At 61.7% G+C, this 14,361-nt stretch carries 13 protein-coding genes; 8 read left to right on the top strand and 5 right to left on the bottom strand.

Annotation, left to right across the window (positions count from 1 at the left end; translation table 11 throughout):
* The first annotated feature begins 242 nt into the window (after positions 1-242).
* The 7 genes from E4Q08_RS20665 to E4Q08_RS20635 are packed head-to-tail and all read left to right on the top strand — an operon-like array spanning position 243 to position 7,027.
* A complete protein-coding gene (locus tag E4Q08_RS20665; protein WP_169071764.1) occupies positions 243-1,862 on the top strand; it encodes a carboxyl transferase domain-containing protein in 1,620 nt (539 codons plus the stop codon).
* Positions 1,863-1,871: 9 nt separating this feature from the next.
* Positions 1,872-2,666: an enoyl-CoA hydratase/isomerase family protein gene (locus E4Q08_RS20660; protein ID WP_169071781.1), complete on the top strand. Its 795-nt coding sequence runs from the start codon at positions 1,872-1,874 to the stop codon at positions 2,664-2,666.
* Positions 2,667-2,723: 57 nt separating this feature from the next.
* Positions 2,724-4,754 (top strand): acetyl/propionyl/methylcrotonyl-CoA carboxylase subunit alpha, encoded by a 2,031-nt coding sequence (locus E4Q08_RS20655; protein WP_169071763.1) that lies wholly within the window; start codon positions 2,724-2,726, stop codon positions 4,752-4,754.
* Positions 4,751-5,674, top strand: a complete 924-nt coding sequence (locus E4Q08_RS20650) for a hydroxymethylglutaryl-CoA lyase (protein WP_169071762.1) — start codon at positions 4,751-4,753, stop codon at positions 5,672-5,674. The genes E4Q08_RS20655 and E4Q08_RS20650 overlap by 4 nt, the downstream gene beginning before the upstream one ends.
* Entirely contained in the window at positions 5,671-5,919 is a 249-nt protein-coding gene (locus E4Q08_RS20645; RefSeq protein ID WP_169071761.1) for a DUF1289 domain-containing protein, read from the top strand. The genes E4Q08_RS20650 and E4Q08_RS20645 overlap by 4 nt, the downstream gene beginning before the upstream one ends.
* A 2-nt stretch (positions 5,920-5,921) precedes the next feature.
* Complete coding sequence (locus E4Q08_RS20640) at positions 5,922-6,113, top strand: DUF1289 domain-containing protein (RefSeq protein WP_169071760.1); 192 nt, start codon at positions 5,922-5,924, stop codon at positions 6,111-6,113.
* Positions 6,113-7,027, top strand: a complete 915-nt coding sequence (locus tag E4Q08_RS20635; protein ID WP_169071759.1) for an MBL fold metallo-hydrolase — start codon at positions 6,113-6,115, stop codon at positions 7,025-7,027. Before E4Q08_RS20640 ends, E4Q08_RS20635 begins: the two co-directional genes overlap by 1 nt.
* 493 nt (positions 7,028-7,520) lie before the next feature.
* On the opposite strand, the gene E4Q08_RS20630 is transcribed toward E4Q08_RS20635, so the two are convergent.
* The 5 genes from E4Q08_RS20630 to E4Q08_RS20610 all read right to left on the bottom strand — a co-directional run bounded on the left by E4Q08_RS20630 (position 7,521) and on the right by E4Q08_RS20610 (position 12,644).
* On the bottom strand, positions 7,521-7,988 hold the full coding sequence (locus E4Q08_RS20630; RefSeq protein ID WP_169071758.1) for a hypothetical protein: 468 nt from the start codon (positions 7,986-7,988) through the stop codon (positions 7,521-7,523).
* 20 nt (positions 7,989-8,008) lie between these two features.
* A complete protein-coding gene (locus E4Q08_RS20625; RefSeq protein WP_169071757.1) occupies positions 8,009-8,821 on the bottom strand; it encodes a DUF2092 domain-containing protein in 813 nt (270 codons plus the stop codon).
* Between the two features lie 182 nt (positions 8,822-9,003).
* On the bottom strand, positions 9,004-9,627 hold the full coding sequence (locus E4Q08_RS20620; RefSeq protein ID WP_169071756.1) for a lipid-binding SYLF domain-containing protein: 624 nt from the start codon (positions 9,625-9,627) through the stop codon (positions 9,004-9,006).
* Positions 9,628-9,806: 179 nt separating this feature from the next.
* Positions 9,807-10,133 (bottom strand): hypothetical protein, encoded by a 327-nt coding sequence (locus tag E4Q08_RS20615; protein WP_169071780.1) that lies wholly within the window; start codon positions 10,131-10,133, stop codon positions 9,807-9,809.
* 63 nt (positions 10,134-10,196) lie between these two features.
* The gene (locus E4Q08_RS20610) at positions 10,197-12,644 is read right to left on the bottom strand and encodes an arylsulfatase (RefSeq protein WP_248595045.1); all 2,448 of its coding nucleotides are present in this window, start codon (positions 12,642-12,644) and stop codon (positions 10,197-10,199) included.
* 189 nt (positions 12,645-12,833) lie between these two features.
* Between E4Q08_RS20610 and E4Q08_RS20605 the strand changes: the two genes are divergently transcribed.
* A complete protein-coding gene (locus tag E4Q08_RS20605; RefSeq protein WP_169071754.1) occupies positions 12,834-13,880 on the top strand; it encodes an AraC family transcriptional regulator in 1,047 nt (348 codons plus the stop codon).
* Positions 13,881-14,361 lie beyond the last annotated feature (481 nt).

Genomic DNA, 14,361 nt, shown 5'->3' with positions numbered 1-14,361 from the left:
CTTTCACATTAAAAACCCGCGATCCAGATGGAGCGATTTGACACATCGCTGCAGTCCTGATCGCTGTCAGGCGCTATGATCCTCATCTGAGCGGAACAGGCAAGGGATCACCGACATTCACCCAAAGCAGGAGAAGCATTCATGTCGCAGCCAATCGAGTTCTATTTCGACTTCACCTCCCCCTATGGCGACCTGGCTTCGGAGAAACCAGTCGAGCGCTGGCTGGCCAGCGGAGGTTTCTGATGCCAGTTCTGCAAACGCAGCTCAATCCTCGCAGCGACGACTTCCAGGCCAACGTCGAAGCGATGCGCAGCGTCGTCGCCGACTTGCGTACGACGGTCGACCGAATCGCTCTCGGCGGTCCGGAAGCGGCACGCCAGAAGCACCTGGCACGCGGCAAGCTGCTGCCGCGTGAGCGGGTCAATGCGCTGATCGATCCCGGTTCGGCTTTCCTGGAGCTGTCACAACTCGCTGCCTATGGCATGTATGGCGAGGCCCATCCTTTCGAGGTGCCGGCGGCCTCGCTGATCACCGGCATCGGCCGCGTCCATGGCGTCGAGTGCATGATCGTTGCCAACGATGCGACGGTGAAGGGCGGCACCTATTACCCGCTGACGGTCAAGAAACACCTGCGCGCGCAGGAGATCGCCGGCGAGAACCGCCTGCCGTGCATCTATCTGGTCGATTCGGGAGGCGCTTTCCTGCCGATGCAGGACGAGGTCTTTCCCGACAAGGAACATTTCGGCCGCATCTTCTACAATCAGGCCAATCTTTCGGCGGCCGGCATCCCGCAGATCGCCGCCGTGCTGGGTTCGTGTACCGCTGGCGGTGCCTACGTGCCGGCGATGTCCGACGAGTCGATCATCGTCAAGGACCAGGGAACGATCTTTCTCGGCGGGCCGCCGCTGGTCAAGGCAGCGACCGGCGAGGTGGTGACTGCCGAGGATCTCGGCGGCGCCGATGTACATACGCGCATTTCCGGCGTCGTCGATCACTACGCGGAAAACGACGCGCATGCGCTGGCGATCGCCCGCCGCATCGTCGGCAACCTCAACTGGCGCAAGCATCCGCCATTGAGCCTCGCCGAACCGCGTGAGCCGGTCTACGTGGCCGAAGAACTGTATGGCGTGATCCCTACCGACGCCAGGAAGCCCTTCGACGTTCGCGAGATCATCGCCCGCATCGTCGATGGCTCCGACTTCGACGAATTCAAGGCACGCTACGGGACGACGATCGTCTGCGGTTTCGCACGCCTCTGGGGCTATCCGCTAGGCATCGTCGCCAACAACGGCATCCTGTTCTCGGAATCTTCGCTGAAGGCTGCGCATTTCATCGAACTCTGCGCGCAGCGCGGCATCCCGCTGCTCTTCCTGCAGAACATCACCGGCTTCATGGTCGGCCGCAAGTACGAAAACGGCGGCATCGCCCGCGATGGTGCCAAGATGGTGACCGCCGTCGCCTGCGCCAGGGTGCCGAAGTTCACGGTGGTCATCGGCGGTTCCTTTGGTGCCGGCAACTATGGCATGTGTGGTCGGGCGTACTCGCCGCGTTTCCTGTGGATGTGGCCGAATGCACGCATTTCGGTGATGGGCGGCGAGCAGGCGGCGAAGGTGCTGGCAACCGTCAGGCGCGATGGCCTCGAAGCCGCCGGCAAAGCCTGGAGTGCTGACGACGAAGAGGCCTTCATGGCGCCGATCCGCGAACAGTACGAATTGCAGGGTCATCCCTACTACGCCAGCGCCCGCCTCTGGGACGACGGCGTGATCGACCCGGCCGATACCCGGCGGGTGATCGGACTCGGTCTGTCGGCGGCGCTGAACGCCGACGCCGAAGCGACAAAGTTCGGCATTTTCCGCATGTAAGGGGTCATGATGAGCGAGTATCAATCGATTCTCACCGAAATCGACGGCAACGTCGGCATCCTGACGCTGAACAAGGCGCAGCGGCACAACGCTTTCGATGAGCAACTGATCGCCGAGATCACCGAAGGCCTGCGCGAACTCGAGGCGGACGCGCGTGTTCGCGCCGTCGTGCTGTCGTCGACCGGAAAAAGCTTCTGCGCCGGCGCCGATCTGAACTGGATGAAGCGTGTCGCCGACTGCACTCCCGAGGAAAACCTGCTCGACGCGAAAAGGCTGGCGGAGTTGTTGTCGACGCTCAACGAACTCTCGAAGCCGACGCTGGCGCGCGTGCAGGGCCCGGCATACGGCGGTGGCGTCGGGCTGATCGCCGCCTGCGACATTGCGATCGGAACCTACGATGCGGTGTTTGCGCTCAGCGAAGTGAAGCTGGGAATCGTGCCGGCAGTGATCAGCCCGTACGTGCTGGCGGCGATCGGCGAGCGCTACAGCCGTCGCTACATGCTGACTGCCGAGCGCTTTTCGGCTGCCGAGGCCTACCGGATTGGCCTGTTGCACGAACTCGTTCCCGGTGAGGAGCAACTCGACGATGCGATCGCCGAGATCCTCGACAGTCTGCTCGCCAACGGCCCGCGCGCGCAAGCCGAGTGCAAGGCGCTGATTCGCATCGTTGCCGGCCAGCCGATCGACGAAGAGACCATCGAAGAGACGGCACAGCGGATTACGAGCGTTCGTGCCAGCCCCGAAGGCAGGGAAGGTCTGGCGGCGTTTCTCGAAAAGCGGCAGCCCAACTGGGTGGCCGACTGAAATGGCGGCCACCCGGATACGGTCCGCATGCTTGCAGCGAGCGAAAGGTTTTGTGCAATGTTTACCAAGATTCTGATTGCCAATCGCGGCGAGATTGCCTGTCGCGTGATCCGTACCGCCCGCCGCATGGGGGTGCGCAGCGTCGCCGTTTTTTCCGAAGCCGATGCCAACGCCCGGCACGTGCGCCTCGCCGACGAGGCGGTGTGCATCGGTCCGGCTGCGGTTCGCGAATCCTATCTGCGCACCGATCGGATACTCGACGCCGCCAGGCGTACCGGCGCACAGGCGGTGCATCCGGGCTATGGCTTTCTCTCCGAGAATGACCGCTTCGCCGATGCCTGTGCGGCCGCCGGGGTCGTTTTCATCGGCCCGCCAGCCGCGGCAATTCGCGCCATGGGTTCGAAGTCCGCCGCCAAGACGCTGATGGCCGCTGCCGGCGTTCCCCTGACTCCGGGTTACCACGGTGATGAGCAGGAACCCGTTTTCCTGCACGCTCAGGCCGACGCCATCGGCTATCCGGTGCTGATCAAGGCGGCTGCCGGCGGGGGCGGCAAGGGCATGCGTCTGGTCGAAAGGAGCGACGATTTCGCCGCCGCGCTGGCCTCGTGCCAGCGCGAAGCGATTTCGTCATTCGGCTCCGAGCAGGTGCTGATCGAAAAATACCTGCGCCGTTCGCGGCACATCGAGATCCAGATTTTTGCCGATACGCAGGGCAATTGCCTGCATCTCTTCGAACGCGACTGCTCGGTGCAGCGCCGCCACCAGAAAGTGCTCGAAGAGGCGCCGGCACCAGGAATGACGCCGGCGCGCCGCGCCGCCATGGGCCAGGCCGCCGTTGACGCTGCCCTGGCGGTCGGTTACGTCGGCGCCGGTACCGTCGAGTTCATCGCCAGCGATACCTTCGCGCAGGACGGCAGCTTCTATTTCATGGAGATGAACACCCGCCTGCAGGTCGAGCATCCGGTGACCGAGATGATCACCGGGCAGGATCTCGTCGAGTGGCAGTTGCGCGTCGCCAGCGGCGAGCCCCTGCCGCTGCGCCAGGCACAGCTCGACATTCGCGGGCACGCGCTGGAAGCGCGCATCTACGCCGAGAATCCTGACCAGGAATTCCTGCCATCGACGGGCCGCCTGCTGCATCTGGCGCGGCCTGCCGAGAGCCTCAACGTCCGCGTCGATACCGGAATCGAACAGGGTGACGAGATCACGCCTTACTACGACCCGATGATTGCCAAGCTGATCGTCTGGGACGTCGACCGGCATGCAGCGCTGGCGCGCATGCGGCAGGCGCTGGCCGATTACCGCATCGTCGGGGTCAGTACCAACATCGACTTCCTTTCACGGCTGGTGGCCTGCCCGGCTTTTGCCAACGCCGATCTCGATACCGCTCTGATCGAGCGCAGCCGCGACTTCCTCTTTCCGGCACAAAGCGATCCTCCGAGCAGCGTCTTCTTCGTCGCCGCCGTCGCCGGTTTGCTGCGCGAATACGCGGCAGCGCTCGCCAGGGCCAGCCACTCGGGCGACCCCTGGTCGCCGTGGAGTCTGCACGACGGTTGGCGTCTGAACATCCAGCCGCGACGCACGCTCACCTACCGTAGCGGGGATACCCGGCATGAAGTCATCGTCGCCTACGCCGCCGATGGCTGGCGCTTGACTCTCGGCAACGAGTCGGTCCTCGCGCGCGGCCGCATCCTCGACAGCGGCCAGTTTGCCGGGCAACTGGCGGTCGAACTCGACGATCGACGCCTGGTGGCGAGTGTCGTCGCGGTCACCGAAAAGCAGGAACGCCACGTTTTTCTCAATGGCACCAATTACGTCATCCTGCGCGACGATCCGTTGCACCTCGTCGAAGCAGGAGGGGCGCATGGCGGTGGTCTGACCGCACCGATGCCGGGCAAGGTCATCGCTTTGCTGGCCGCGGTCGGACAGCGGGTGGACAAGGGCGCGCCGCTCCTGATTCTCGAAGCAATGAAGATGGAACACACGATTACCGCGCCGAAGAACGGCCGCGTCCAGGCCTTCCACTACGCCGCCGGCGACCAGGTCGCCGATGCTGCCGAACTGGTCGATTTCGAGGTCGAGCCATGACCCTGCCACAGCGAGTGAAACTGGTCGAGGTCGGGCCACGCGACGGCTTGCAGAATGAGCAAGCGATCGTTCCGACGGCGATCAAGGTCGAACTGATCGAACGTCTTGCCGATGCCGGACTGTCGGCCATCGAGGCCACCTCTTTCGTCTCGCCGCAGTGGGTGCCGCAGATGGCCGACAGCGCCGAGGTGCTGCGCGCCTTGCTGGCGAGCCCGCGACGTTGGCCGCAGCCCTCCTACCCGGTGTTGACCCCCAACCTCAAGGGTTTCGACGCGGCCGTCGAAGCCGGCGCGCAGGAAGTCGCGATTTTCGCTGCGGCCTCGGAGACCTTCTCGCGGAAGAACATCAACTGCAGCATCGCCGAGAGCCTGAAGCGCTTCGCTGCCGTCGTCGATGCCGCCAGCGCACTCGAGGTCAAGGTACGCGGCTATGTATCGTGCGTCGTCGCCTGCCCCTACGAAGGCGCCGTCGATCCGGTGAAAAGCGCGTGGGTCGCCGAGCGACTCCTCGAAATGGGTTGCTACGAAGTCTCTCTCGGCGATACCATCGGTGCCGGCACGCCGGCATCGATCCAGCGAATGATCCAGGCCTGCGCGGCGGTGGTGCCGATCGAGAAGCTGGCGGGGCATTACCATGACACCTACGGGATGGCCATTGCCAACATCTACGCCTCGCTCGAACTCGGCATGGCGGTGTTTGACAGTTCGATCGCCGGACTCGGCGGCTGCCCTTATGCCGTCGGCGCCAGCGGCAACGTCGCCAGCGAGGATGTCGTCCATTTACTGCAGGGCCTGGGCATTGAATGCGGAGTCGATATGGAAAAATTGCTGGTCGCCAGCCAGTTCATTGCGCATCACCTGGGCCGCGAACCGGCGTCGAAAGTGGCGCGCGCCTTGCTCGCCAGGCAGAACACCCGATGAGCGCTGCTGCAGCTACGGTCGTGACGCAAACGCTTGCCTCGCCGTGCATCAATGTCTGCCGGATGGACGAGCAAACCGGCTGCTGTCTGGGTTGCTTCCGGACGATCGAGGAAATTGCCGTCTGGAGCCGCGCCTCCGATGACCAGCGCCTGCGGATTCTACTGGCCGTCGAGCATCGGCGGTTCGAACACGACCCGGAAGGCTGTGCGTCGGGTGGTGATTTCCGCGCGGATTGCGATCGTTGATCATGAACGAATCTGAAGAAGAATATTTCTGCGTCGGCATCTGCATGCCCGACCCGGATTCCGGTTACTGCCTTGGCTGCGGTCGTCCGCCGCTGCCGGTCTCGCTGATCACGCAAGGAATCGTCGTCGAGGAACTGCGCCGCGAGCCAATCTATGACGCCTTTCCGAACAACGACTCGCCAGATCCAGACTGATGCTTCCCGATAGCCTGCTGGTTCTTGAACGCGGCTGGCTGTCGTCGAACAACATCGTCTTCCTCGAAGGAGAGCAGGCGGCGCTGATCGACAGTGGCTACGTGACGCATGCCGCACAGACGGTCGCTCTGCTCGAACACGCGCTGGCCGGTCGCCGCCTGACGCGACTGCTGAATACCCACTCGCATTCCGACCATATCGGGGGCAATGCGGCAGTGACCCGCGCCTTCGGCTGCCAGGTCATCGTTCCCCAGGGTATCGACGCGACGATTGCCGAGTGGGACGAAGAGGCCTTGCTGCTCTCGCCGCTCGGCCAGTCGGGCGCGCGCTTTTGCCATGATGCAACGATCGCTGCCGGCGATGAAGTCGAACTCGGCGGGCTCAACTGGCGTGCGATTGCGGTTCCCGGCCATGACATGGATGCGCTGGCCTTTCACAACCCGGAGCGGCGCCTGCTGATCTCCGGTGATGCCCTGTGGCGCAACGGCTTCGGGGTGATTTTCTCGGAACTGCTGGGCCATCCGGAGGATGCGGGGGGTCTGAAGGCCGCGCGTGAAACGCTCGACGTACTGGCGCGCCTGCCGATCGATGGGGTGATCCCCGGCCACGGTGCGCCTTTCGTCGAGGTGGCCGATGCCTTCGAGCGCGCCTACCAGCGGCTGGCCACCTTCGAACAGAATGTCGAGCTGCTGGCCAGACATGCCCTCCGGGTCATTCTTGCTTTTGCCTTGCTGGAGAGACGGCAACTGCTGCGCGCCGATCTCCCGGACTTCCTCGCCAGCCTCAGCTTCTGCCAGAGTGTCAACGCACGTTATCTGAACCACAGCAACGAGGTGCTGGCGCAATGGCTGGTCCGCGACCTGATCCGAGTCGGAACGCTGAAAGACGTCGGTGGCATGCTGCTGGCCGTCTAAGCACAGACATCCGGATGTTCGTGTCCGCATACCGCATACGAAAAGTCGAGCGAGTGCAAGGAGAATGCATTCGCGCACAATTTTTTGCGCCGCTGAACGCCCCCGACTGTCCAAGAAACGGCTTGTTCTGCCAGACACTATTTACTGGCACGCCCAGCATATCGCTCCTACGCCGCGTAAAAGGTGCGCTTCGCCAGGCTGCATAAGGCCGCAGCCTGCCCTTGACTCGGCTACAAAGCGCTTCTTCGGTGCAGCGCGAAAGCATTTTTCGGGCCTGGAAAAAACGCTGCGCCAGAATTACGCGCTTTTTGACCGCCATTCACAGCGAGTCGTCGAGCAGCAAGGGATGCTTCTGCCGCGGTGTGCCGTCATCGTTGAATACGCCGACGTTCTCGAGACCGTGACGGCCTTCGCCACGATAGCTGATCCACCACACGACAGTTTCCCTTCCTGACAAGAAATCCCCAGCCGCTGTGCGGCCGGGAGTTGTATGTCACGGTGCCGGTACCACCTCGTAGTAGACACCGCTTGATCCGAAATACGGCTTGTACCAGGTCGGTCCGCTCTGGTAATAGTTCACGCCATTTATCACCATGCTCTGCGCTCCGGACGGCAACGCCGCGTATTGGGTGCCGATCGGCACATTGCCCTGGGCGACATAAACCGGCTGCGTAGCCACGTAAGCGGGTTGGGCGACGACGACCGTGGTGGGTCGCGCCGCGCTGGCAACCGCGGCGCCAATCGCCATCCCGGCGACGGCACCGGCCGCCGCGCCGCAGCCGTAGCATCCGGCAGGGTGGTAAGCGGGATGGTAATAGGCGCCGTGGTAGCCACCAGCCGCAACAAATCCGCGGCCGCCATAACCACGACCTGCTGCAACCCAGGCGTTGGCATCGGCCAGGGGAACGAGTGCGCCGGCAGTGGCGGCGATTCCCAGGGCGAGTATCTTGATCTGTTTCATCGCATTGCTCCTTTGGCCGCTCATTTGGATTGCTGAAGGATGGGAAGCTTGAAGTCGATCTTCACCGCATCCTTCGGGATGTTGGCGTTGAAAGTCTGGGCCGCGATCGGCGCACCAAGTTTCCAGTCCGAGAATGTCGTCGTGAAGGTTGGCTGACGTTCCCCGCCCCGATAATGCACGACCATCAGGCGCGGCAGCTTGTCCTTGGTGCCGATCCAGATTTCCCAGTCGACCCCGGCACCGGAAAATGCCAAATGATCAGTGTTGACCGCATCAAGGGTCGATTGACCAACCAGCAGCGCACTCGAAAGATCCTGGGTGAGTCGGGTGAAGGGGTCGGCAACGAGCAGATCGACGAAAGGCGCCAGCGCATCCGAACCTGGGTGTTCCTTCTCGAGCAACGCCTCAACCGTGCTCGCCGCTGCTGGCTGCTGCGCATAGAACCGCTTTTCGATGCCGATGGCCGTCACCGTCTTGCCATTGAAATAGAGGTTGTGCGGGAAGAGCTCGCCACGGGACTCGACGAACAACTTGTCGGGCCGTTGCATCGCCACGCGCGAAGCCCCGAACAGACTGATCTGCTGCCCGGAGGGAGTGGCAAAGGGAATCAGGCTGCGCACCTTGACGTTCAGGGTTTGCGCTTTGGCCAGCGTATCGCTCATGCCTTTCAGCAGGTTGAGTGCGCGTTCGTCCTTGAACTGCTGCACGGGTGCAGTCGCTGGCGCTTCGGCGGGCTTTTCCTGGCCCACGGCAGCGCCGCCGAAGAGGACTGTGGCGGCAAGCACGGCACCGCCGAACAAACGTGCAAATGGATTTGGCTTTCTTTTTGGCATGTCTATCTTCCAGTTAGCCCGAGGCGACATTGCCACGGATGTACGCTGCATTCTTGCATTGCGGTCGACGCCGCTGGAGCACGTATTTTCATCTCGATTGATTCTCCTGCGATTGGTTCATGAAGACGGTTGGCAATTCATGACACCCGCCATGCACTGAACTTCGGAAACGCTCCCGAAACTCAATTGAGAGTGGAATCCTTGAAGAACTTGGTACCCGACACGGTGAGCGTGGCGGAGAGACCGGTTTCGGTCAACTGGTAGAGATAGACGCCGGGGGCGACTGAGGCGGCTCCGGAGAACATGCCGCCCTGACCGTCGGCCATCATCGAGACGTTGGCCTGGGCACCGAACTCCCAGCCTTGGTTGATGAAGTTCCGCAAGGCCTGTTCGGTGGCGAAAACGAAGATCAGGCGATTCTTGTTGACGCCGAATCCCAGCCCGCCCTGCACCTGCGCCATCTGCATGAAGGTCTGGCGGCTGGTGCGCTGGTTGACGACCATGCCCTTGCCTGTCGTGCCGCCGGCAAAGAAGAGCTTGATCCCGAAGGTGCTGAACACCGCGTAGCCTGCGGCATTCGCTATGGCGCGCTGTGCGCCGGGTTGAATTTCGTACAGCGTGGCCAGCGCATCCTGAGCCATTTCCCGGACCTGGTGCCGGGCCTGGATGATCTTGCCTTCGTTGGGCACCCCCGCGGGCAGGACGTTCTCGACATCCTGCAGCGGATCCCAGGAGAACTCGGCGGCAGTGGCCAGCGGCGCGGTGAGACAAAGGGCGATTGCAAGCGGTGACAAGCGATTTTTCATGGTACTTTCTCCAATAAAGTCTGTGGATGGACCCCGTCCGTCCTTGAACAGACGTCGATGTTTCAACATGGCCCCCCCAATCAATCCGGTCGTCCCGCGAAGCCGGGCACCCAGCGGGAATCCGGATTCCCCGCATAAGCGGAAGTCATACATGGAACAAGCGATCAACGGCGGTTCAATTATCCCCAAATCAACAACGCCGTCAGGATGATGTGCAGAACGACCGCCGGCCACAGCAGCGGGCCGGTCGAACTGCCCGTGAAGCCGAGGTAGGCGAGATACAGTGTGACGGCTGCGCTGTAGGTCAACATGCCGGCGCGTGGGGTGCCTGGCCAGCAGGCCATCCCCAACCCGACCAGCGCGATGCCCGCCACCCGGGCGACCGGGATGGCGATGCCGGTCAACTCCTCGCCCAGCAAAAGCCGCCCGACCAGAGCCGGAACGATCAGCAACGCCAAGCCAGTTGATGCTTCACCGACTGCAGCGAAGATCATCGCCCCTTTCATGGCATGGCCGCGATAATACGTTGGCGCTCGTCCCGACGCCCCGGTTTGCATGACCGATAGCCGTTAGCGTTTTTGCGCATTCTTGGCCGTCCCTGACGCGGCCGCCGCGTGCTGCTCCGGTTCGAGCTTGAAGGTCAGCTTGTCGATCGTGCCGGTGAACTTGAACGGGGAATCGTAGCGATATTCGATCATCGCGACGCCGGTGCGTGTGTCGAGACCGACGTCGAAGGTCTCGTCCTCGGCAAAGGTGATCGGCGTGGAGTTGGGCATCGAGTTACGCGCCACTTCCTTGCCGTCCACGCTGAGCACGCCGGTGCCGCCCTTGCCCAGACCCGGCTCGGCGGACTTGAAGTCGAAGACGATGGTGTGTTTGCCCGGGCTCAGTTCCGGCCCCTCCCAGATGGTACGCTTCAGGTCGAGCAGGTTGTAGAGGAACACCACCTTGCCCCGGCCGATCCCGAGTTCGCCTTTGCTCAGGAACAGCCCGTAGCCACCGAAACGGCCACCCTGGGTGACGATCATGCCTTCGGCACCACCCGCAGGGATGGTGACCTGGGCGGTAATGGTGTACGACTTGTTCAGGATGTGCGGCGCCGTGCTGCCGGGCACGTTGGCCAGCGTGCCCGAGTAGGTGAACTCCGTGCGTCCGGCGGTCAGGCTCGGCTTCGGCGCGTTCCAGCGCGCCAGCGTCGTGTTGTCGAGCGGCAGAACGTTGTACTTTGCTGCCTCCAGATAAAAGATGTTCTGCATCTGCTTGAGCTTGTCAGGCATCTTCGCCGCGAGGTCGTTGTTCTGCGTGGGATCGTCCATCACGTTGTAGAGCTCCCACCTGTAGCCGGTGATCACATCCGGCGGCGGCTTGGTGGAGAGCTCCCAGGGCAGCGTTACCGGTGTCGTCGCCGCAACCCAGCCGTCATGGTAGATGGCGCGGTTGCCGAGCATCTCGAAGTACTGCGTCGTGTGCTTGGTTGGCGCGTTGGCGCTGGCCTTGTTCCAGGTGTAGGCCAGGCTCGTGCCTTCGATCGGCAGCTGCTTGACGCCGTTGATCGTCTGCGGCGCCGGGATACCAGTGGCTTCGAGGATGGTCGGCACGATGTCGATGACGTGGTGGAACTGGCGGCGGATGCCGCCTGGATCGCCGATGTGACCGGGCCACGAGATCGCCATGCCTTGTGCTGTGCCGCCGAAGTGCGACGGTACCTGCTTCATCCATTTGAACGGCGTGTCGAAGGCCCAGGCCCACGCCGCCGAATAGTGCGGGAAGGTGCGGTCGGACCCCCAGAACTCGTACCAGAGGAACTGGTCCTTGACCGGCACCGCGATGCCGTTGAAGGTCGTGAACTCGTTGGGCGTACCGTTCACCATGCCTTCGGCACTCGCCCCGTTGTCGCCACTGATGTAGATGATCAGCGTGTTGTCGAGCTGACCGATGTCCTCGACGGCCTGGATGACACGGCCGATCTCGTTGTCGGCGTAGGCCTGATAGGCCGCATAGACCTCCGCCTGCTTGATGAACAGCTTTTTCTCTTCCCAGCTCAGCGAGTCCCAGCGCGGCAGCTTGGCGCCGTTGTAGATGTCCTGTCCGTCAGGCCACGGCGTCAGCTGAGCGTTGGCGGGCATGATGCCGAGCCGCTTCTGGTTGGCAAAGATCGTCTCGCGCAGCTTCTCCCAGCCGTCGTCGAACAGGTGCATCGCGCTGATCTTGTCGATCCACTCCGGCGTCGGATGATGCGGTGCGTGCGTGGCGCCGGGCACGTAGTAGACGAAGAAGGGTTTCTCCGGTGCCAGCGCCTTCGACTGTCGCATGTACTGGATTGCCTCGTCGGCCATCGCCGTTTGCAGGTTCCAGCCAGGGTTGCCCTGGAACGGGAAGATCGGCGTCGTGTTGCGGAACAGGTTCGGCTGCCACTGGCTGGCGTCGCCGCCGACGAAGCCGTAGAAGTACTCGAAACCCATGCCGTTCGGCCATTGCTCGAACGGCCCGGCCTGGCTGTTCGCGAAGAAGGGCGTATTGTGATCCTTGCCGAACCATGAGGTTGCGTAGCCGTTGTCCCTCAGGATCGTGCCGATCGTGCCCTTCTCGATCGGGATGATCGAGTCATAGCCAGGGAAGCCGGTTGCGATCTCGCCCACCACGCCGAAGCCCACCGAGTGGTGGTTGCGCCCGGTAATCAGCGCCGCGCGCGTCGGCGAGCAGAGCGACGTGGAATGGAAGTTCGTGTAACGCAGGCCGCTCTTCGCGATGCGGTCCAGCGCCGGGGTCGGGATCACGCCGCCGAAGGTGCTGGGCGAGCCGAAGCCGTCGTCATCGGTCATGATGAGCAGCACGTTGGGTGCACGCTTCGGCGGAACGACGCGTGGCGGCCACCATGCTGTGGACTCCGAAGCCCTGTCCTTGATCACCCCGCCGAACTTCGGGTCGGGCGGCGGCAGCTGCTTGCCGCTGATGGTCGTGGTAGCGCTGGGCGAGCCCAGCACGCCGGTGACCTGTTGCGCCGAAGCAAGGCCCATGAGGCCGAGAGAAGCAATACAGGATACTGCCAACCCGAATAACTGCTTTTTCATCGCTTGCTCCAATAGCCGAATGTCGTGATACCGAAGGATTTAACCCAAGGTTCACAATAGACTGTAGTGTGGAATTTACCAAGTGGAATGCTGTTCCGGAATAGGTCTTCGGGATAGGACAATAGACGACATCGATTGGACATTCGACGACATTTCACTAATCATGCGCACATGAATACTTCTCTTCTGTTGGTGCGCGCTCGTGCGCTCACCGGTTTTACCGAACTCGTCAAGGAACTCGGTGGCGACGCCGAAGTATTGCTTCGTGACGTTGGGCTGACTACACAAATGCTCGCGCAACCGGAAGCGACGATCAGCATGTCCGCCACAGTGAGCCTGCTCGAGAACGCGGCAGCACAGCTCGGGGCGCCCGACTTTGGCATGCTCCTCGCACAACGCCAGGATTATTCGGCTCTCGGCCCCATCGCAATGGTCGCCCGTCGCGCTGACACCGTGGGCAGTGCTCTGATTGCGATCGCGCGCAATCTGCCTTACCACGTAGCACGCACCTCGCTTCGGATGGAAGCCGGGCCCGCCGAGGAACTCATATGGCTGCGTTACGAACTGCCTCCGGAAATTTGCGGAGCGCATCGGCAGTCTGTGGAAATGTGCTGTTTGTTACTGATCCAGACCCTACGCATGCTTAGAGGGGATATTGGCGCTGACTGGCAGGTGGTGTTTCAGCACCCTCCCAGCGTATCCCTTTCACGCTACCAAGAATTCTTTGAATGTGAAGTGGCGTGCCAGCAGTCTGGTAACGGCGTGATTGTTCCCCAAGCACTCCTCGAACAGGTGCTGGACAGCGGAAATCCACATGTTCGCGTTGCCGTCGAGCGTTTTGTGGCTAACCTGATTCGACGCAATCCACTTGATCTTGTCCAACAAATCGAAGAACTGATCGCACGCCAACTGGCCAATGGCGACTGCAGCCTGGATAGCATCGCCCAGCAACTGGCAATGAACGAGCGTACGCTGCAACGGCGTCTAGAGGAGCAACAAATCAGCTTCTCCGAAATCCTTGATCGCGTTCGACGGAGCCAGGCGCGCGAGTTCCTGGCTCAACCCGCCCTGCCCTTGTCGGAAGTGGCAATTCTGCTCGGTTACAGCGAACAGCGATCGCTAAGCCGGGCCTGTCTCCGCTGGTTCGGTACGACGCCGGCAGCGTTGCGTATGAAATTTTGAGCGGGGCGATGTTTCTACCCCCTGTTAATTGCAGTTTTCTGATGCCAGATAGGTCGTAATGCCCGGCGACCAGCTGGAAACAGATGCCTTCTGCTGTAAGTGAGAAGTCGTCAGCAGTTCCCGGCATAATAAATCACTTCGGATAACTCCTAAAATAAAATGCAAATTTGCATTTGCAGATTACGTTTTTTGCAGAAGTAATGCTTCCGACTTTTTTTCACGGAAATAAAAATTTATATTAACAATCACACTAAGTAATAAACCGGGTACAAAAAAAACACCATACGAACGAGCAAAGATCTACGACGTGTCTATCTCTAGCGTACCGGCCGAGTAACCCTTTGCAATTGCCTTCCACAACACCTCCCAAGAAGGGATGAGATAACTTGTAAACAGCTCGATCATCCGATGCCACAAAGAGATTAGAGTACGCCGTGACTGGCGTGCACTTTTAAATAGCTCACATCCCCACGCTTGGAGC

Origin of the sequence: Candidatus Accumulibacter contiguus (assembly GCF_012940005.1) — a bacterium.
Lineage (GTDB): Bacteria > Pseudomonadota > Gammaproteobacteria > Burkholderiales > Rhodocyclaceae > Accumulibacter > Accumulibacter contiguus.
The sequence above is the reverse complement of the archived record's forward strand: the minus strand, read 5'-3'. Positions and strand labels throughout refer to the sequence as shown.